Here is a 19,808-nt window from a genome sequence, read left to right on the forward strand (position 1 = left end):
GCCTTTGCGCTGCTGCCCGCACAGAACGCCACGGGCAACTGGATCAAGGTGGTGCAGCGCGTGCCCGTGCGCATTGCGCTCGACCCCAAGGAAGTGGCAGAGCACCCGCTGCGCGTGGGTCTGTCGATGGAAGTGAAGGTGGACACCGCCGACCAGAGCGGCAAGACGCTCGCTGACACGCAGCGCACCACGCCAGTGGCCGCCACCGCTGTGTTCGACGAGCAGTTCAAGGCCGCCGACGACGAGGTGGCGCACATCATTGCCGCCAACCTGGGCCGCAATGGCAAGGCCGCACTGGCCGTGGCGTCGCCCAAGGTGAGCAGCCAGCCCGCAGTGCAGGCGCAAAAGCATGCATCGGCCCCGGCGCAGCCCGCCGTGCAATCCCCGGTGGTGCAGTAAGCGGGGTTGACCGAGCATGACTGCCGCCAACCCCACTGCAGACACCGCAGGCCAGCCCCCCGCTCCGGCGGCGCCTGCTGCGGTGTCGCCACCAGCAGCCCCACCCGGGCCGCCTGCTGCCTATCCGCCGCTGCAGGGCACCGCCCTGTTGCTGGGCACCCTGTCGCTGTCGCTGGCCACGTTCATGAACGTGCTGGACTCGTCCATCGCCAACGTTTCCATCCCCGCCATTGCCGGCGACCTGGGCGTGAGCCCCGGCCAGGGCACCTGGGTCATCACCAGCTTCGGTGTGGCCAACGCGATCTCGGTGCCGCTCACCGGCTGGCTGACGCAGCGCTTTGGCGCGGTGCGACTGTTCACCATGAGCGTGCTGCTGTTCGTGCTGACCTCCTGGCTGTGCGGATTTGCGTCGTCGCTGGAAATGCTGGTCTTTTTCCGCGTGCTGCAGGGCCTGGTGGCTGGGCCGATGATTCCGCTGAGCCAGACGCTGCTGCTGGCCAGCTACCCGCGCGCCCTGGCGGGCACGGCGCTGGCCCTGTGGGGGGTGACCACGCTGGTGGCACCCGTGGTGGGGCCGCTCTTGGGCGGGTGGATCACCGACAACATCTCGTGGCCGTGGATCTTCTATATCAACGTGCCGGTCGGGCTGCTTGCCGGGGCGTTGACCTGGGGCATCTACCGAAAGCGCGAGACGCCCATCCGCAAGCTGCCAATTGACACCGTGGGCCTCAGCCTGCTGGTGTTGTGGGTGGGCGCGCTGCAGCTCATGCTCGACAAGGGCAAGGAGCTGGACTGGTTTGCCTCGGGCGAGATCATCACCATGGCCGTGGTCGCGGTGGTGGCGTTTGCTGTCTTCCTGGTGTGGGAGCTGACCGAAAAGCACCCGGTGGTGGACCTGAAGCTCTTCAAGGGCCGCAACTTCACCTTTGGTGCGCTGGCGCTGTCGGTGGCCTATGCGCTGTTCTTCGGCAACGTGGTGCTGCTGCCGCTGTGGCTGCAGCAGTGGATGGGCTACACGGCCACCTCGGCCGGCATGGCGCTGGCGCCGGTGGGCGTGTTCGCCATCCTGCTCACGCCGCTGGTGGGCAAAAAGGTCGGCCAGTGGGACCCGCGCCGCATGGCCACGGGTGCGTTCATCGTGTTCAGCACGGTGCTGTGGATGCGTTCGCAGTTCACGGTGCAGACGGACTTCATCCACATCCTGATCCCCACGCTGTTGCAGGGCGCGGCCATGGCGTTCTTCTTCATCCCGCTGACCACGCTGACGCTGGCGGGTGTGTCGCCAGACCGCATCCCGGCGGCAGCAGGTTTGTCGAACTTTGTGCGCATCACCGCCGGTGCCATGGGTACGTCGATTGCCACCACGCTGTGGGAGAGCCGCGCCGCCATGCACCACGCGCACCTGACCGAAGGGCTGGTGCAAGGCCAGGGGGTGTTCGCGCAGACGCTGGATGGCCTGGTGGCCTCAGGCCTCACGCAGATGCAGGCGCTGGCGCAGATCAACCGGCTGATCGACCAGCAGGCGTTCACCCGCGCGGCCAACGACATCTTTTTGGGCTCGGCCGGGTTGTTCCTGCTGCTCATCGCGCTGATCTGGCTGACCAAGCGCCCCGCACGCACCGGCGGTGCGGGAGCGGCAGATGCGGCAGGGGCGCACTGAACGATATCAGCGCAGAGATTTCAAGGAAAAATGGGTGCAAGCACTGGTCAAACAAGCGCAGGCAGCTATTATTTTTGACATGAATCTGCGAGGTGTCGTCCTCGCCATAGCCCATGTATCCCACAGCCGGTGTCGGAAATCCCTGACCCCGCTGCGGGCGCGGCACCTGCGGGCAGTTCGCGGGGTGCACCCAACAATGCACTCACCGCAAACCACTCCAACAAGGAACTGCCATGTCACTCTCGCTGATTCTTCTGATCGTTCTGATCCTCATCCTGGTCGGCGCCCTGCCCACCTGGGGCCACAGCCGCTCTTGGGGCTACGGACCCAGCGGCGGTATTGGCCTGGTGGTGCTGATCCTGGTGATCCTGCTGCTCATGGGCCGGATATGACGCACCTTTGACGTTTGCCAGCGGTGCTCGGCAAAAAGTCGCCGCCGCCCGCAACGTCTTTGAGCATCCACAGGGGGCCCTTTCAGGGCCCTTTTGTTGTGTACGACTGACGGTAGCCGGGCGCAGTGGCTGCTACTTTGGGGTATCGCCGCAACCCAAAGTGTCCTGATTCAGACCAGGACTCCAGCGGCATCCGTGCCCGCCCACAGCCAGTTCAGACCATTCAGGCAGTTCGTGTCATGGGCGTACGCCGCTCTGCCAGAGCAAACGCCGAGGTGAGCGCAGCAAACTCGTCTTTGGCCACGGTGCCGTCGGCGTTGCCCGCGCGGTCCATCACCTGCAGCACGGCTTGCGACAACGGATCGCTGCCTGATTGCGGGCCCTTGGTGCGGGCAAGCCCCTTGAGGAATTCATCATGGGTGATGACACCATCCTTGTCAGCGTCACAGCCCGCCGTGATCTGCTGCTTCTGGTCTTCGGTCGCGCCAAACCGCGTCAACAGCGCCTGGAAATCTTCCTTGGAGACCGCAGCTGCCGCACGGCCGCCCGGTGGTGCAGCAGTAGTCTGGCGAGATGACCGCCCCACGGCTGTCACCGAACCAGCAGATGCCCCCTGTGTAGCCAGCACGTCCTGCCCCGCCATGCCCACCAACGTTTGCGCCTCGGCGCTGAGCCTGACCACGGCCGAGGGCTCGGGCGCCGCCGCCTCGCCCCCACGCCGCGCGGACGCCTTGCCCGCGCCACTGGAGGCCGCATTGAAAATCATCGACGCTACCGATGCGAGGCCGGAAATGAGAGGGGACATCGCCATGAACTCCTGTGTGGCGACAGCCCGGTACCTTTGACCTGTCCGCAAGTCACCGCATCGCCCAGTGGACCAAGGGTAGCGGCGAGCAGCCAGTACGGTGGGCCAAAAAGCCAACGCTTTACGCCCCAGCTTCGCGGATGGACAGGGGGTACCCGGAGGCCACGCACATTAGGCTGCGCGCCGCGCCCTCCGCACCACCCTAGCACGGCATCACCACCCGGATGCAGGTTCCCCCACCGGGGCGCTGCAGCACCAGCAGGTCACCGCCCGCCATCTGCGCACGGTGGTTCATGCCTGCCACCCCATAGCCGCCCAGTAGTGCACCTTCGCTGGAGTGAAGCCGCATGCCGCGGCCGTTGTCGCTGACTTCGGCACACCAGGACTCGGTACCCGCACGGTAACGCACACCCACCGCGACCTCTGTGGCGCCCGAATGCTGCAACACGTTGCTCAAGGCCTCCTGAACAATGGCAACCAGGTGCATGGCACTGTCGGCATACGGAAAACTGGACAACGGCGGAATTTGCACATCCCACGCCATGCGAATCCCACGCCGATCGAGCACGGGCTGGATGCGGTGCCGGAGCCGGGCCAGGCGGTCAGCAAATGGCTCGTCCGCCGCATCCATGGAGTCCACGACAAGTCGCAGGTCCAGCATGCACTTGTCGAGCAGCGAACGGAGTTCACGCACTGCGGGCGGCTCGGCCTCCAGCAGCGCCATGGCAAAGACCAGTTGTGCGCCCAGGTTGTCATGCAAGTCCTGCGCAATGCGCCGCCGCTCTGCCGTCACCTCGGGGCTGGCGCGTGCGCGCAACCTGGGTCGCCATTGCAAGGCCCGGGGCAGTTGCACCAACAGCAGGGCCCCCAGGCCCACCGAGATCACTAGGGCGGCCAGCTCCCACCATTGCCGATCCGACGGCTTTTCCTCGTCATAGCCATAAAACGCCACGGCCAGCAGTACCAACTGCATCAGCCACATGCATATGCAAACGATGGCGAACAACGGGGGACGTGTGCGAAACACGGCTCAATCCTGGCTTTTCAGGTGGGACAGGCAATCGCAAGCCCAACAAGCTACAGCACAACCGGCACATGCAGCAGCCACCTGCATCACTCCGTTAAAAGAGCCCCCGCAGCGAAGCAAAGCGCACGGCCTGGGCACGGGTGCGCACCTGTAGCTTGCGGTAGATGTTGCGCAGGTGGGTGTTGACCGTCATGCTGCTGATGAGCAGGCGCGATCCCACCTCGACGCTGGTGTAGCCGCTGGCCACCAGGCGCAGGATTTCTTTCTCCCGTGTGGACAGCCGATCTGCCTCATCGGGCTGCCGTCGCTTGTTTTCGGCCGAGTGGGTGCGATCAAACCGCTGCAGCAACCGCCGCGCCAGGTTGGGCGTGATGGAGGCGCCACCATTGGCCACCTGCAACACGGCTTGCGAATAGTTGCCGAACCACGAGTTCTTGCCCACATACCCCGTGGCCCCCAGTTCAAAGGCCCGCAGGACCTGCTCATCGTTTTCCATGACCGAGATCACGACCGCCTGGGCCGATGGACGCACGGGCTTCACATAGTGCAGCAGATCAAACGCGTCGCCGTCGCCCAGGTTCAGGTCCACCAGGAGCACATCGAATTCGTGATTCTTGATGGCCTTGCGCCCCTCGCGGACACTGCCCGCCTGCGCCACCAGCAACGTGCGGGCATCGGCCATGAGCTCCTGCGCAATCACCTGGCGGATGTGCGGATCGTCGTCCACCAGCAGGACACGCACCGGGTTGGCCTCCTGCCCGGTGAGAAAAGCCGGCCAGACCGATGGCGGATTGGAATACGTTTCGAACTGGCCCGACGGCAGCGATGCAAGGTCGCGCGCACTCTGCGGCGAAAGCAATGCTGAAGACGTCAACGTTTGCAATGGTGTATCGACCTGCCAACTGCTGCTCATGGGTGAACTCCTGCGGACGTGGTGGTGGGCCCCGACGGAGTGGGCCTGTCGGTTGACGCATCTGCATGCAACTCTTGCGTTCACATGCATGTTCTCCAACGCCCTCGTGCCACTCTGTACGGCAGCGCACACAGTGCGCCAAATAAGTTACAGGATCCAAATTAAATTGGCAATGTTGCACAAGTAGCAATTGGTTACTACCTGATTTTCTTCGGCCGATCTCATGGGGTGCGGACTGCCAAGCCTCGCTGGCAAAGGCTTTGCGCGGATCCAAGGGGTGAACCGCTGCGCTGTATGAGGTAGCCCGCTCGGCGTATTCGCACAAATCGCATCGGCTCGCACACTGAACTCCGACAGCGCCTAACGGCCACCGGTTCTCAAAAAACCAGGCCCGAAAGCACCGTCCAACCCCCTCTGCATCGCAGGTTCGCTGCGGTTGCAGCCAGTGTAGAAGTCATCCTTGAAGGATCTGTCATGAAAACCCTTGCTTTCATCACGCTCAGCGTCATCGCCTCCGCCGCCATGGCCACCGGTCCGGTCCCTTCCACTCCGGACATCACCATCACCGGCAACTCCACGCAGTCGGTATCCCTGACATCGGTGTCCGTCAACAACAACTCGACGGGCTCCAAGAGCGAAGCCTTCCAGAACCTCGCCTCCAACACCGGCAACGTCACCATCAGTGGCAACTCGACCCAGACGGTAACGGGCTTTGGCGGGAACGTGACCAACACCGCCAGCGGCAGCGAAGCCTACGCCAGCCAGAACCTGTCATCCAACGTGGGCGAAGTCACCATCATTGGCAACTCCAGCCAATTCACCTCGATGATCAACTCGTCGGTCAACAACCTCTCCAGCGGCAGCAACAGCAAGGCGGTGCAAAACATTGCCTCCAACAACGCCTGCTTCACCTGCCAGCCCACCAAGCCCGCCGGCTGGCCCTACTGAGATCGGCACCAGCTCGGCTGGTGAATAGACCTGCGAGGGTCTGATTCCGGCAGCACATCAGTGCCCGGATGAGTTCGAGCCAGGGGCACACCGGCATGGCTGCCACCAGCAGCGCGGGTGGGCCCCTCATTCTCACCATAGGAGGTGTTCCATGAACACAGGTTTTCTGGCGCCATGCGCAGCTTTGCTCACGGTCTGCAGCCTGATGCCAGGCCCCGCGTGGGCGCAGGCCCCCGGGGAAGACCCGGTCATCCTGACCAAGAAGCTCTCGGTCCAGATGCAGCCCACAGGGCCAGTGGCAGCCTCGACGGGACTGGACGGCAGCAACACCATGCCATCGTGGCTACGCGCCCGCATCGCCCGCTACGAAGCCAAGGCTTTCTCAGACGACACCACCGGCGTGCTGACCAACAACGATGTGGTCACCACTGCCAATGCACAGGGCATGCAAAAGACCTGTGTGCAAGAGGTGGGCAGCAACACCGTGTCCGCCAACACCACGGGATCGGCCAAGTACGGACCCAACCAGGCGCCGCAGGTGGTGGTGCTGCGTGGCGATCTCGTCAATATCTGCAAATAACAGGCCTGGCGCCATGCGCCCGGCCGCCAGGAGAGAGAACATGCCGCCCACCCCGTTGAGCCCCGCCATGCCCGCATGCTCTCGCCCCCCACGCCCCCGCACCCCACGACCCCTGGCGCGCGCGATCCGTGGGGTGCTTTGGCTTGCCATCGGGCTCGGACTGGCCGGCTGTGCCACGCCCAGGGACCCGCGCAAGGACCAGGAATTTCAGAGCCTCGCTTCCATCACCGACCGCCCCGTGGTGCGCCCTACCCGTTCCATCTCCAGCTTTTCCGACTCGCTGATGTGCATGGACCACATGCTGCGCGATGCACAGCTGCCCACCACACTGATCACCAGCAAACAGATTCCCGACTACTCCACCCGCGTCACCGTGGCCACCAAGGACATGGTGATCACGGCACTGTCCCAGATGTCGCGCCTGAGTAATGCCTTCCGCTTTGTGGACTACGAGGTGGACATCGCGCGTCAGGACACGGTGCAGAACCTCACCACCATCCTGCTCAACAACAACCAGATGCAGCTGCAGCGGCCCGCGCTGTACCTGTCGGGTGCCATCTCGTTCGTGGACCAGAACGTGATCAACAACCGGTTTGACACCGGGCTCTCCGGCCCCCGCATCGACATGGGCTACAGCCAGAGCCGCAACGCCACCATCATCGGCCTGGAGATGCACCTGGGCGACTTTCGCACCCGCACTCTGATTCCCGGACTGGACTCCGCCAACGAAGTCATCATTGGCAACGGCGGACAGGGCGTGGACCTGGCCGGGCGCATCGGCACTTATGGCGTTCAGTTCAACGTGGGGCGCGACTACACCCAGGGCTCCGGCAGCGCAGTGCGCACTCTGGTGGACCTGGCCACCATCGAACTCATTGGCAAATGGGCCCGGGTGCCCTACTGGCAATGCCTGACGCTGGAGCAAAACCACCCCGACTTTCAGCGGCAGCTGCGCGACTGGTTTGACGAAGGCTCGCCCGCCGTGCGCACCCAGCTCATTGCGCGCTCGCTGGTGAGCCGGGGCTACCTCACACCCGTCGCGCAACCCGTGCCGGACAACGATCCTGCGCTGCGCAAGGCACTGGCGCGCTTTCAAGCGGACAACGGTATGGTGGTAACCGGTGTGGTGGACTTTGCGACCTACGAACGGGCGCTGCGCCACTTTGTCGGCCTCTCCGCAGACGGCACCTTGGCCCGCATTGGCTGGGCCAGCACGCATGCAGAACCCGTGCAGCACATCGCAGCCGGGCCCGCCACGCCCGATGCTGCAGTCAGTGTGCTGAGCAGCAATCCGGGGGCGGCAAAGTACGGAGACCCGCCGCCTGCGCGCAGCATCGATCTGCAGATCGAGAACGTGTTGCTGGAGCGCACCGCGTTCGAGGTGGGTGAACAGGTCTTCTTGTCGGCCACGGTGTCGCGCGCCTCCTACCTGCAGTGTTTTCTGGCCGATGCCACCGGCACGGTCATCCGCCTGCTGCCCAACCAGGCCAACACCACCGGCTGGGTGTCCGCCAACCAGGCCATACGCATCCCCGACTGGATGAGCCCCAACCCCGGCTTCATCATGGACGCAGCCAGCCCCGGCACCGAGGGTGTGGCCTGCTTTGCCACCGACGAGGACAGCACGCCCCGTTTGCCCGAGGCGCTGCGCGGACCGCCGCTCAAGCCCCTCCCGAACTACCGGGCGCTGGAGCGCTTGAACGAAGCCTTCGCCACCGCCTGGGGCACCGATGGCTACACCGGCAATGCCGTGTACTGGCAAGTCATTCCACGCCGCGCCCTGCCCGCCGCAGCCAGTGCGCCTGCCCAACCCGCCCCACGCAAGTGACACACCGTCGGTAAAGCACTGCGCAGGCGAACGCGATGACCACCACCCCGGCGACCACGGCGCGCACGCATTCCACCCTTGGTGGGGCACACGCACCGCATGGCATATGGCGCGCAATCCATGGCGCAGTGGCGCAGGCCTCGGGTGCAGCGTGCCTGGTAATGGCGGTGGTGACTGCAGCACCTGCGCTGGCATCGGTGCGAGCGCTTCCCACGCCCGCGGACTCCACCATCATTGATCGGGCCAACCTGAACGCGGCGTCCCCCCAGGTGCCCGGGTATGACGACCCCATGCAGGAGAAGATGTTGCAAAAACTTCGCAGCGCCGCGCAACGCGATGGGGTGTCGACGCGCAAGCCGCGCTCCCCCCCTGCCCCCACGATGCGGTCATCGGACGACCTGACACCTGCCGATGCGGCGTGGCTGCTGGGGCTGCTGGCGCTGCATGGCCTGGCCATGCCCGCAGACCCCGCGCAGGCCCAGCACTGGTTTGAACGCGCGCAAATGCTCAGCCATCCCCTTGCTCCTGCGGGCCTCGCATGGTGCCAGCTCAGCGGCTGTGTGGCAGCCCCCAACCCATCAACCGCCATGCACTGGATTGCACTGGTGGGCCGTACCGATCCAGGGCTTGCCAAATACCTCGAATGGCATGCGGCCAAGGCATTGGCTCCATTGGCCGAGCCCCGTACGTCCTCACCAGACCGATACCCCGGCTCGGTGGCCCCAGTGACGACCAGCCCCCCGCTGCAAAAACTGTTGACGCAAGCCGTGCGTGCAGGCAATGCGCAGGCTGGCAACGAACTGGGTCTGGAGTTCATCGCCAGCGGCGATCTCGACCAGGCACTGGTCCAGTTTCAATCAGCGTCTGCCAAGTCTGAGGCCGCCGCAGCCAACGCCAGCCTTCTGGCCCGCCGCATCCAGAGCGGCCCCAACGCCCGCACCCGATCAGCCCGCTACAGCGCTGCAGATTGGTACGCGGAGGCCCAGCGCTACCACCGTGGCGACGGCATACCCGCCAACTACACCGAGGCCGTGCGCCTGTACCAGGTGGCAGCCAGCAGCGGCGACCCACAGGCCCGCAAAATGCTGGAGCTGATCTTTTCCAGGCCTTTGCAAGGCGGGGCCATCGATGTCACATGGATGCAGCAACTCGCCAGTCTCCACATCGGAACCAACGGCTCGTCCCCCAGCGTGACCACCGCTGCAGCACCCAGCGGCTGGCAGCGAGAACCCAGTCCTCTTTATGACATGGTGCCATTGCAGTGGCGAACGCCTGGACAAGTATTGCGTCGTTAGGCCGGCCCGAAACTGGGGGCAGACACGCAGTACCAGCCCAGAAATCCGAGCACTCTCGAAGCGCGCCCGACAGGCATGGACTCCAGCCGAGTAGCGGCATCAAAGACGGTAAATTGAGTTCAACGGACTTGTAGCGCTAGTCAAAACTGCTTCATTAGCTATCAATTAGATAGCAACAGCAGCAGGCAACAACAACCCCTGCTGCGCCGCCACCGCCTCGCGCAAAAACGCCCAGGTGGCCTGCATGCGGGCCACGTGCTTGTTGTCGCCCGGCATGGACATCCAGAAGGTGCGCTGAAACCGCGCCACGCCCGGCAGCACGGGCACCAGTGAGGGGTCTTGGGCTGCGACAAAGGCAGGCAGTACGGCCAGCCCCGCCCCCACGCGGGCGGCCTCGTATTGCGCCAGGATGCTGGTGCTGCGCAGCGCGAAATGCGCGGGGCGGTGCAGTTCGTCCAGGATCTGCAGCTCCTTGCTGAACAGCAGGTCGTCCACATAACTGATGAACGTGTGGCCCCGCAAGTCGTCTGGCGTGTGGATGGCCGCATGGCGCTGCAGGTAGCTGCGTGCTCCATACAGTTGCAGCACGTAGTCGGTGAGCTTCACGACCACCACCGCGCCGCGCGCCGGGCGCTCCAGCGAGATGACGATGTCCGCCTCGCGGCGCGACAGGTGCACCAGGCGCGGCAAGGCCAGCAGGTCCACCACCAGACCGGGGTGGTCCAGCGCAAACCGCGCCAGCTGCGGCGCCAGGATGAGGTTTCCAAAACCTTCGGTGGTGCCAATGCGTACCAGGCCGTGCAAGCCTTGGCGCACGCCGGGGGCGGCGTTTTCCACCGCCAGAAAGGCGGCCTCCATGGCTTCGACCTGGGGCAGCAGTGCGCGCCCCGCTTCAGTCAGCCGGTGGCCGCCCGCCTCGCGCGCAAACAGGGCTGAACCCACCTGTTTTTCCAGCGCCTGCAGGCGGCGCGCCACCGTGGTGTGGTCCACCGCAAGGCGGCGCGCGGCCCCCACCAGCGTGCCGGCGCGGGCCAGCTCCAGAAAGTAGCGCAGGTTGTCCCAGTCCATGGGGTCACCGCGCACGCCGTGGGGCGCGCTCATCCAACGGTTCGCTAGGCGCGCGGCTGAGCGCGTTGTTTCCGCGGACCAGCGTGCGCAACATGTCCATGAACACCGCGCGCTGCTCAGGCGCCAGGGGTTCGAGCATGCGCTCCTGCGCGCGCAGCATGCCGGGCTCCACCTCCTCCAGCAGACGCTGCCCGTCTGCCGTGATGGTCAGCAGACGCACACGCCGGTCCTCGGGGTGGGCGTTGCGCTGCATCAGGCCCCGCGACTCCAGGCGGTCGATCACGCTGCCAATGGTGGAGGTGTCAAAGCCGATGGTGCGTGCCAGCGTTCGTTGGTCGATGCCTGGCTCGCGTCCGACGGCATACAGAGCTGCGTATTGCACCGGTGTGATGCCGCTGGCCTGTGTCTCCTCCAGAAACACAGCCACGGCGATCTGCTGCAGGCGGCGGATATGGAAACCAGGGAGGTTGTCGATCTCTACGGACATGGGGACTTAAGGGTTTTTACCGATCTTGATCGGGATCATTTTAGGCCCTACACTAATCATCAGTGTACTTTTTATGTGTACACGGCTTATTGATTCAAATCAGTGGCACAAACGATGGAGACAGCAGCAATGACAGTTTTGAACACTCCCACGGCCCCCGTCCTGGTCGCCGGTGGCGGCATCGGTGGCGTGGCGGCTGCATTGGCGCTGGCGCGCCAGGGGTACGCGGTCAAGGTGCTGGAGCAAGCCCCCCAGCTCGGCGAGATCGGCGCGGGCATCCAGCTGGGCCCCAACGCCTTTGCCGCGTTTGACGCCCTGGGCATTGGCGAGCTGGCGCGGGCCCGCGCGGTCTACACCGACGAAATGGTGATGCACGACGCGCTGGACGAGCGCCTTGTCGGCCGCATTCCCACCGGCGAGGCCTTTCGCCAACGTTTTGGCAACCCGTACGCCGTGATCCACCGCGCGGACATCCACACATCGCTGCTGGAGGGGGCCAAAGCGCACGGCAACATTGAGACACTGACCGGCACACGCATCGAGCGCGTGGAGCAAACAGGCGACACCGTCACAGTGTACGACCAGCACGGTGTGGCACACCAGGGCCAGGCCCTGATTGGTGCGGACGGTGTGAAGTCTGTCTTGCGCCAGCAATACGTGGGCGACGCAGCCCGCGTGTCGGGCCATGTGGTGTACCGCGCCGTGGTCGAAAAAAATGACTTCCCTGAAGACCTGCGCTGGAACGCTGCCAGCATCTGGGTCGGCCCCAACTACCACCTTGTGCACTACCCCCTGCGCGGCGGCGAGCAGTACAACGTGGTGGTGACCTTCCACAGCCGCGAGCAGGAGGAATGGGGCGTGCGCGAAGGCAGCCGCGAAGAGGTGCAGAGCTACTACCGCGATTGCTGCCCGCGCGCCCACCAGCTGATCGACATGCCCAAAAGCTGGAAGCGCTGGGCCACGGCTGACCGCGAGCCCATTGGCCAGTGGACCTTTGGCCGCACCACCTTGCTGGGCGATGCCGCCCACCCCACGCTGCAATACCTGGCACAGGGCGCCTGCATGGCGCTGGAAGACGCCGTGACGCTGGGCGAAGCCCTCAAGCGCTGCGACCAGGACTTCCCCCAGGCGCTGGTGGTGTATGAGCGCTCGCGCATCGCCCGCACCGCACGCGTGGTGCTTTCGGCTCGCGAAATGGGCCGCATCTTCCACGCCCAGGGCGTGGAGCGCCTGGTGCGCAACGACCTCTGGAAGGGCCGCAGCCCCGAGCGCTTTTACGACGCGATGGAATGGCTGTACGGCTGGAAGGTGGACAACTGCCTGGCCGACTGAGCAGGCCGGGCGCCCTGCCCACTCGCTCACACCCTCTCACTCCTCCCCTCCCATTCACCCAAGGACCTCCCATGAGCGCGATGGATACCGTACCGTCACCCGTTCGTCTGTCTGCCGTGGCTGCCCCAGGGCAACCCGAGCCCACGCCTGCGCTGGAGCAGCTGTACCGTGGCTTTGAGCAGGAGATGCTGGTGCCGCTGTGGACGCAGATCGGCGACCTGATGCCCCCCCATCCGCAGAGCAAGGCCAGTGCCCATCTGTGGCGCTGGGACCGCCTGGTGCCGCTGGCCGATGAGGCGGGCCGCATCGTACCCGTGGGGCGTGGTGGCGAGCGCCGGGCCATCGCACTGGCCAACCCGTCCCTGGGCGGCCGGCCGTTTGCCACACCCACGCTGTGGGCGGCCATCCAGTACCTGATGCCTGGCGAAGACGCCCCCGAGCACCGCCACACACAACACGCCTTCCGCTTCATCGTGGAGGGCGAAGGCGTGTGGACGGTGGTCAACGGCGACTCGGTGCGCATGTCGCGCGGCGACTTCCTGCCGCAGGGCGGGTGGAACTGGCACGCCCACCACAACGCCGCCGACAAGCCCATGGCCTGGATCGACGGGCTGGACATTCCGTTCGCGTACTACACCGAGTCCCAGTTCTTCGAGGTGGGGCGCGACGCCATCAGCGCGGCAGAGCGCATCACGCCAGTGCTCTCACGCTCCGAACGCCTGTGGGCGCATCCAGGCCTGCGCCCGGTGTCCCAGCTGCAGGACCAGCCCGTCACGCCGATGCTGGCCTACCGCTGGGTGGACACCGACAAAGCACTCAACGAACAACTGGCCCTGGAAGCCGAAGGCCACCCTGCCACGCTGAGCCCCGGCCACGCCGCCGTGCGCTACACCAACCCTACCAATGGCCGCGACGTGCTACCCACCATCCGCTGCGAAATGCACCGTGTGCGCAGCAGCGCCACCACCCGCACACGCCGCGAGGTGGGCTCGTCCGTGTTCCAGGTGTTTGACGGCCAGGGCACCGTGAAGGTGGGCGACCACCAATGGCAGGTGCGCCGTGGCGACATGTTTGTGGTGCCGTCCTGGCAACCCTTCACCGCCCAGTGCGATGCGGACCAGACCTCGCTGGACCTGTTCCGCTTCAGCGACACGCCCATTTTTGAAGCCGTGCATGCCTGGCGCGAACAGGTGGAGCCGGCCTGACACAACCCCGTCCTATTCATTTCTTGCAGCGCCTGCCGCCCACGCAGGTCGGCCTTGCACACCCTATCTCTGACCGGAAGCCCCGATGACTGCTACCTCTTATCTCTGGACCCCACCGCCCGTTCAATCATTGCCGGTACGCGGCGGCGCGCAGCGCCTGCCCATCCACCGCCTGTTTTTTGTGGGCCGCAACTACCACGCGCATGCCGTCGAAATGGGCCGACCCGTGGACAAAAGCGTGGAGCGCCCGTTCTACTTCACCAAGGCCCCCCAGACGCTGACCGAATCGGGCGCCACCGTGGCCTACCCGCCCGAGACGCAGAACTACCACTTCGAAATGGAACTGATCGTGGCCATTGGCAAGGCCGGGTTCCGCATCCCGGCCGAGCAGGCGCATGAGCACATCTATGGCTACGCCTGCGGCCTCGACATGACCCGCCGCGACCTGCAACTGGTAGCGCGCGACAAGGGCCGCCCCTGGGACCTGGGCAAGGACGTGGAGCAATCCTCCGTGGCCAGCGAGGTGGTGCCCATGCCGGGCAAGGTGATCGATTCCGGCGTGATCGAGCTGTCGGTCAACGGCGCGGTCAAGCAACAGTCCAACGTGGACAAACTGATCTGGAACATCCGCGAGATCATCGCCGACCTCTCGCTGTTCTACCACCTGCAGCCCGGCGACCTGATCTACACCGGCACACCCGAAGGCGTGGGTGCCGTGGTGCCCGGCGACCACATTACCGGCCGCGTGGCAGGTGTGGGCGAGATCGCGCTGACCGTGGGCCAGCCCGCATAAACCGAGGACCACAGCATGAAGCTTTACAGCTTTTTCCGCAGCGGCACCTCGCACCGCCTGCGCATCGCTCTCAACCTCAAGGGCCTCACTCCCGACTACGTGCCCGTGGACCTGCGTGTGGACGAACAGGCCCAGGCACCGTTCAAGGCCATCAACCCGCAGGGCCTGGTGCCAGCGCTGGAGCTTGACAACGACCAGGTGCTCATCCAGTCCCCCGCGATCATCGAATGGCTGGAGGAGCGCTATCCCACGCCCACGCTGCTGCCCGCCGATCCGCTGGCCCGCGCCCAGGTGCGTGCGCTGGCCGCCATCGTGGGCTGCGACGTGCACCCCATCAACAACCGCCGCATCCTGCAAACCCTGCGCAAGCAGTTCGGCGCGGACGAAGCCGCCATCAACGCCTGGTGCGCCACCTGGATCACCGCCGGGTTTGACGCCATCGAAGCCCTGCTGGCCAAGGACACCACACGCGGCAGCTACTGCTATGGCGGTGCGCCTGGCCTGGCCGACGTGTACCTGATTCCGCAGGTTGAAAGCGCCCGCCGCTTCGGCGTAGACATGGCCGCCTGGCCCCTCATTCGTGCAGTGGATGCCGCTTGCGCCGAACTGCCCGCCTTTGCCCGTGCGACCCCTGGGGCCCAGCCAGACGCCTGAGGCTGCCAAGACACCGCAGCCTTTCTACCGGAACACCCGCATTCATTACTACAACCCGGAGACAAACCATGCCAGCCTTCCCGTCCGCCACTTCGGCACCCCACCACCACGCCATCACAGCCCCGCAGCGCGGCCTGCGCCGCCGCACGCTCGCAGCAGCAGCCCTACTGCTGGGCTGTGCCAGCGCCACCGGCCTGGCCTGGGCACAAGTCAGCGCGCCCGCCTTTCCCAGCAAGCCAGTCACCGTGGTCACTGCCTTCGCCGTCGGCAGCGGCCCTGATGCCGTGCTGCGCCTGGTGGCCAACAAGCTGTCGGTGGCCTGGAAGCAAAGCGTGACGGTGGACAACCGCCCCGGCGGCGGTGGCTTCATCGCCATCGAGGCCGCGCGCCGCGGCGCCCCCGACGGCCACACCCTGCTGCAGCTCGACAGCGAACACCTGTCTGCCCTGCCCCACCTGTACAAGCAGCGCAACTTCCAGACGCTGCAGGTCTTTGACCCGGTGGCGCCGCTGTTCCGCACGCCGTTCCTGGTTGCCGTGCCCACACAGTCCCCCTGGAAGAGTGTGGGCGACCTGATTGCGGCCGCCAAGAAGGGCCAGGGCGCGGTGAGCTACGGCTCGTGGGGCGTAGGCAGCCCAGGCCATCTGGGTGGCGAGTGGCTGGACCTGGTGGCGGGCACGCAGATGACCCATGTTCCATTCCGCGAGGTCAGCCAGCTGTTCACCTCCGTCGCCAATGGCGACCCAGCCTGGAGCCTGGCCAGCATTCCGTCCAGCCAGGGCATCTACAAGGCCGGCAAGATCCGCTACCTGGCTGTGGCCGGCCCCCGCCGTATTGCGCAGCTGCCCGATGTGCCTACCCTGGCCGAGGCTGGTGGCCCCGCGCAGGTGGATGTGAACTCGTTTGTATCGCTGCTGGCCGTCAAAGGCGTGCCCGCACCGGTGCGCGCCCAGATCCACGCCGATGTGCTCAAGGTGCTGCAAGAGCCCGAGGTGCGCGAGAAATTCAACACCTTTGCGTTCGAGCCGCTGTCATGGTCGGTCGAGGAGATCCAGCGCCAGGCAGGGGTGAAGTCCGAGCAGTACAAGCTGCTGATCCAGAAAGCCAACATCAGCCTGGAGTAACGGGCACGGGGCGCTGCCCCCCTCAACACGGCTAAGGACTCTCGCACCCATCACGCCCGCCCCGTCCTTGCACCGGTCACATGGTCAAGGCTGCAGGTGGGCGCTTTGCCATGGGGCGTTGCACACATGGCATCGATGTGCAAATATGCAAAAACAAAGTGCAATTTTCTCTATTGCACGAGCAATTTCGCACAGCTACCATGGCGAAGCTTTGGGCGCCTTGCCCGCACTTTCCCCAGGAGACAAAACCCATGAACGCACCCACCAACGTGGCCGCACTGGCCCCCACCGTCAAGCTGCTGATCGGCGGCCAGTTCGTCGAATCCAAGACCACCGAGTGGCGCGATGTGGTGAACCCCGCCACGCAAGAGGTGCTGGCCCGCGTGCCGTTTGCCACGGCCGAAGAAATCGATGCCGCTGTCGCCTCGGCCAAGGAAGCGTTCAAGACCTGGAAGAAGACCCCCATCGGCACCCGCGCCCGCATCTTCCTCAAATACCAGCAGCTGATCCGCGAAAACATGGCAGAGCTGGCCGCGATCCTGACTGCCGAACAAGGCAAGACCCTGCCGGACGCCGAAGGTGACGTGTTCCGCGGCCTCGAAGTGGTTGAACACGCCGCCAGCATCGGCAACCTGCAACTGGGCGAGCTGGCCAACAACGTGGCTGGTGGCGTGGACACCTACACCCTGCTGCAGCCGCTGGGCGTGTGCGCGGGCATCACCCCGTTCAACTTCCCGGCCATGATCCCGCTGTGGATGTTCCCCATGGCCATCGCCACGGGCAACACCTTCGTGCTCAAGCCCTCCGAGCAAGACCCCATGGTGACCATGCGCCTGTGCGAACTGGCCCTGGAAGCCGGTATCCCCCCTGGCGTGCTGAACGTGATCCACGGCGGCGAAATGGCCGTGAACGCCATCTGCGACCACAAGGACATCAAGGCCGTGTCGTTCGTCGGCTCCACCAAGGTGGGCACCCATGTGTACAACCGCGCCACCCTGGCCGGCAAGCGTGCGCAATGCATGATGGGCGCCAAGAACCACGCCATCATCCTGCCCGATGCGAACAAGGAGCAAACGCTCAACGCGATTGCCGGTGCATCGTTTGGCGCCGCTGGCCAGCGCTGCATGGCCCTGCCGGTGGTGGTGCTGGTGGGCGAGGCACAAAAGTGGATTCCCGAGCTGGTGGCCAAGGCCAAGACGCTCAAGGTCAACGGCGGCACCGAAAAGGGCACCGATGTGGGCCCGCTGGTGTCCTGCGCCGCCCTCGCCCGCGTTGAGGGTCTGATCGAACGAGGCATTGCCGACGGCGCCACGCTGGAGCTCGATGGCCGCAAGCCCACGGTGCCCGGCTATGAAAAGGGCAACTTCGTCGGTCCAACGATCTTCTCGAACGTCAAGCCCGGCATGGCCATCTACGACCAGGAAATCTTTGGCCCCGTGCTGGCCCTGGTGCCCGCCTCCGATATTGATGAAGCCATCGAATTCATCAACGCCAACCCCAACGGCAACGGCACCGCCATCTTCACCCAGTCGGGTGCAGCAGCCCGCAAGTTCCAGGAAGAGATCGACGTGGGCCAGGTCGGCATCAACGTGCCAATCCCTGTGCCCGTGCCACTGTTCTCGTTCTCGGGTTCGCGTGCGTCCAAGCTGGGCGACCTGGGCCCTTACGGCAAGCAGGTCATCATGTTCTACACGCAGACCAAGACCGTGACGGCACGCTGGTTTGATGACAGCACCATCTCGCATGGTGTGAACACCACAATCAGCTTGAAGTAACCCACTGAGCGGCTGCGCCGCTTCCCCCTTTTCTCTGCATCGCTGTGCGATGCGGGGAAGGGGGACGCAGCCAGCGCCTGAAACGAGGACTGGCGGCCCTTGCGCAGCTGCCGCGCTTTTGGCCGCGCCAGTTTTTTTCGCTGTGGTCGGTGGTAAAAGCGGGGCATGCAAACCTTCAAGACAACGATGCGGGGATGGCCCATGGTATTCAGTGCTGCTTGCGTGATGCTGATGGGTATCGACGCCCACGCACAGGCCGGGGCCGCTTGCACGCCCGGCGGCACCGTGGGTGAGACCAACGCCTGCGCCGTGCAAGCCTTCCAGGCGGCCGATACCGAGATCGCCATCCTCTACGGCGACGTGATGCGCGCGCTGTCGGCCCACGAGCGGCCCCAGCTGCGGCAGGAACACACCGCCTGGCAGCGCGAGCGCACCACCCGCTGCAAGCAGGCGCAGCGCAGCAGCGAATCGCAGCCCCAGTGGCCGCGCCTGTACCACGAGTGCCTGACGACCGAGACCCAGGCTCGCCGCAAGGGCCTGATGCGCTGGCTGACGCTGGACCACCCGTCCGCCAAGCCCTGAGCGCCCAAGACACGCAAGCACCAACAACGACAAGCGACACCAGAGACACCGACCATGGACTTTGAGCTCACCGAAGAACAACGCGCCTTTGCCCAGACGGCCCGCGACTTTGCGCAGGCCGAGTTCGCGCCCCATGCCGCCCAATGGGACGCCGAAGGCATCTTCCCCAAGGAAGCCATCGCCAAAGCAGGCGAGCTGGGCTTTTGTGGCCTGTACGCGCCCGAAGCGGCAGGTGGCCTCGCCCTGCCCCGCCTGGACGCCACGCTGGTCTTCGAGGAAATGGCTGCCATCGACCCCAGCACCACCGCCTTCATCACCATCCACAACATGGCCACCTGGATGCTGGGCACCTGGGCCACGCCCGCCGTGCGCGACCACTGGGGCCCGTTGCTGACAACCGGCGAAAAACTCGCCAGCTACTGCCTGACGGAGCCCGGCGCAGGCTCCGACGCCGCCTCGCTCAAGACCCGTGCCGAGCTGGTGGGCAACGAATACGTCATCAACGGCAGCAAGGCCTTCATCAGCGGCGCAGGCAGCACCGACGTGCTGGTGCTCATGGCCCGCACAGGCGATGCTGCCTCCGGCGCCAGCGGCATCAGCGCCTTTGTGGTGCCTGCAGACACAGCAGGCATCACCTATGGCAAAAAGGAACACAAGATGGGCTGGAACAGCCAGCCCACGCGCACCATCAGCTTTGACAACGTGCGCATCCCCGCCGACCACCTGTTGGGCCGCGAGGGCGAAGGCTTCAAGATCGCCATGAAGGGCCTGGACGGAGGCCGCATCAACATCGCCACCTGCTCCGTGGGCGCCGCGCAAGGCGCGCTCAACGCCGCCCAGCAGTACATGCAAGACCGCAAGCAGTTTGGCAAACCGATTGCCAGCTTCCAGGCGCTGCAGTTCAAGCTGGCCGACATGGCGACAGAGCTGGTCGCCGCCCG

At 65.2% G+C, this 19,808-nt stretch carries 19 protein-coding genes and 1 pseudogene; 15 read left to right on the top strand and 5 right to left on the bottom strand.

The window, feature by feature from the left end; genetic code table 11:
- From ISS20_RS14685 to ISS20_RS14695, 3 genes and pseudogenes are all read left to right on the top strand, one after another.
- A pseudogene (locus ISS20_RS14685) lies at positions 1-399 on the top strand (EmrA/EmrK family multidrug efflux transporter periplasmic adaptor subunit); the annotation flags it as partial.
- A 16-nt stretch (positions 400-415) separates the two neighbouring features.
- Positions 416-2,059 (top strand): DHA2 family efflux MFS transporter permease subunit, encoded by a 1,644-nt coding sequence (locus ISS20_RS14690; protein ID WP_291437778.1) that lies wholly within the window; start codon positions 416-418, stop codon positions 2,057-2,059.
- Positions 2,060-2,292: 233 nt separating this feature from the next.
- On the top strand, positions 2,293-2,451 hold the full coding sequence (locus tag ISS20_RS14695; protein ID WP_007856361.1) for a DUF3309 family protein: 159 nt from the start codon (positions 2,293-2,295) through the stop codon (positions 2,449-2,451).
- A gap of 223 nt (positions 2,452-2,674) precedes the next feature.
- Here the strand turns inward: ISS20_RS14695 and ISS20_RS14700 are convergent, their stop codons facing one another.
- The 3 genes from ISS20_RS14700 to ISS20_RS14710 form a co-directional block, all read right to left on the bottom strand.
- Positions 2,675-3,256, bottom strand: a complete 582-nt coding sequence (locus ISS20_RS14700; RefSeq protein WP_291437786.1) for a hypothetical protein — start codon at positions 3,254-3,256, stop codon at positions 2,675-2,677.
- 202 nt (positions 3,257-3,458) lie between these two features.
- Entirely contained in the window at positions 3,459-4,229 is a 771-nt protein-coding gene (locus ISS20_RS14705; protein WP_291437787.1) for an ATP-binding protein, read from the bottom strand.
- Positions 4,230-4,377: 148 nt separating this feature from the next.
- Positions 4,378-5,196: a response regulator transcription factor gene (locus tag ISS20_RS14710; protein ID WP_291437788.1), complete on the bottom strand. Its 819-nt coding sequence runs from the start codon at positions 5,194-5,196 to the stop codon at positions 4,378-4,380.
- Between the two features lie 474 nt (positions 5,197-5,670).
- Between ISS20_RS14710 and ISS20_RS14715 the strand changes: the two genes are divergently transcribed.
- The 4 genes from ISS20_RS14715 (at position 5,671) to ISS20_RS14730 (ending at position 9,847) form a co-directional block, all read left to right on the top strand.
- Positions 5,671-6,144 (top strand): hypothetical protein, encoded by a 474-nt coding sequence (locus ISS20_RS14715; RefSeq protein ID WP_291437789.1) that lies wholly within the window; start codon positions 5,671-5,673, stop codon positions 6,142-6,144.
- Between the two features lie 151 nt (positions 6,145-6,295).
- Positions 6,296-6,724: a hypothetical protein gene (locus ISS20_RS14720; RefSeq protein WP_291437790.1), complete on the top strand. Its 429-nt coding sequence runs from the start codon at positions 6,296-6,298 to the stop codon at positions 6,722-6,724.
- Between the two features lie 67 nt (positions 6,725-6,791).
- A complete protein-coding gene (locus ISS20_RS14725) occupies positions 6,792-8,552 on the top strand; it encodes a DUF4384 domain-containing protein (protein WP_291437791.1) in 1,761 nt (586 codons plus the stop codon).
- Between the two features lie 35 nt (positions 8,553-8,587).
- Positions 8,588-9,847 carry a hypothetical protein gene (locus ISS20_RS14730; protein ID WP_291437792.1) on the top strand — a complete coding sequence of 420 codons (1,260 nt, stop codon included), beginning with the start codon at positions 8,588-8,590 and terminating at the stop codon, positions 9,845-9,847.
- 165 nt (positions 9,848-10,012) lie between these two features.
- Here ISS20_RS14730 and ISS20_RS14735 read toward each other — a convergent pair whose 3' ends face one another.
- Together ISS20_RS14735 and ISS20_RS14740 are read right to left on the bottom strand one after the other, a co-directional pair.
- Positions 10,013-10,915: a LysR family transcriptional regulator gene (locus tag ISS20_RS14735; protein WP_291437802.1), complete on the bottom strand. Its 903-nt coding sequence runs from the start codon at positions 10,913-10,915 to the stop codon at positions 10,013-10,015.
- A gap of 4 nt (positions 10,916-10,919) precedes the next feature.
- Complete coding sequence (locus ISS20_RS14740) at positions 10,920-11,402, bottom strand: MarR family transcriptional regulator (protein WP_291437793.1); 483 nt, start codon at positions 11,400-11,402, stop codon at positions 10,920-10,922.
- A 129-nt stretch (positions 11,403-11,531) separates the two neighbouring features.
- Between ISS20_RS14740 and ISS20_RS14745 the strand changes: the two genes are divergently transcribed.
- The 8 genes from ISS20_RS14745 to ISS20_RS14780 form a co-directional block, all read left to right on the top strand.
- Entirely contained in the window at positions 11,532-12,734 is a 1,203-nt protein-coding gene (locus ISS20_RS14745) for a 3-hydroxybenzoate 6-monooxygenase (protein WP_291437794.1), read from the top strand.
- Positions 12,735-12,814: 80 nt separating this feature from the next.
- A complete protein-coding gene (locus ISS20_RS14750) occupies positions 12,815-13,939 on the top strand; it encodes a cupin domain-containing protein (protein WP_366828262.1) in 1,125 nt (374 codons plus the stop codon).
- 85 nt (positions 13,940-14,024) lie between these two features.
- Positions 14,025-14,732: a fumarylacetoacetate hydrolase family protein gene (locus tag ISS20_RS14755; RefSeq protein ID WP_291437796.1), complete on the top strand. Its 708-nt coding sequence runs from the start codon at positions 14,025-14,027 to the stop codon at positions 14,730-14,732.
- A gap of 15 nt (positions 14,733-14,747) precedes the next feature.
- Positions 14,748-15,386: a maleylacetoacetate isomerase gene (gene maiA, locus ISS20_RS14760; protein ID WP_291437797.1), complete on the top strand. Its 639-nt coding sequence runs from the start codon at positions 14,748-14,750 to the stop codon at positions 15,384-15,386.
- Positions 15,387-15,454: 68 nt separating this feature from the next.
- On the top strand, positions 15,455-16,510 hold the full coding sequence (locus tag ISS20_RS14765) for a tripartite tricarboxylate transporter substrate binding protein (protein ID WP_291437798.1): 1,056 nt from the start codon (positions 15,455-15,457) through the stop codon (positions 16,508-16,510).
- A 251-nt stretch (positions 16,511-16,761) separates the two neighbouring features.
- Positions 16,762-18,285 (top strand): CoA-acylating methylmalonate-semialdehyde dehydrogenase, encoded by a 1,524-nt coding sequence (locus tag ISS20_RS14770; protein ID WP_291437799.1) that lies wholly within the window; start codon positions 16,762-16,764, stop codon positions 18,283-18,285.
- A gap of 201 nt (positions 18,286-18,486) precedes the next feature.
- Positions 18,487-18,867, top strand: a complete 381-nt coding sequence (locus ISS20_RS14775; protein ID WP_291437800.1) for a lysozyme inhibitor LprI family protein — start codon at positions 18,487-18,489, stop codon at positions 18,865-18,867.
- A gap of 54 nt (positions 18,868-18,921) precedes the next feature.
- The coding region (locus ISS20_RS14780; RefSeq protein ID WP_291437801.1) for an acyl-CoA dehydrogenase family protein at positions 18,922-19,808 on the top strand (887 nt) is incomplete at its 3' end.

This window comes from Acidovorax sp. (assembly GCF_016783915.1).
Classification (GTDB): Bacteria; Pseudomonadota; Gammaproteobacteria; order Burkholderiales; family Burkholderiaceae_C; genus Acidovorax.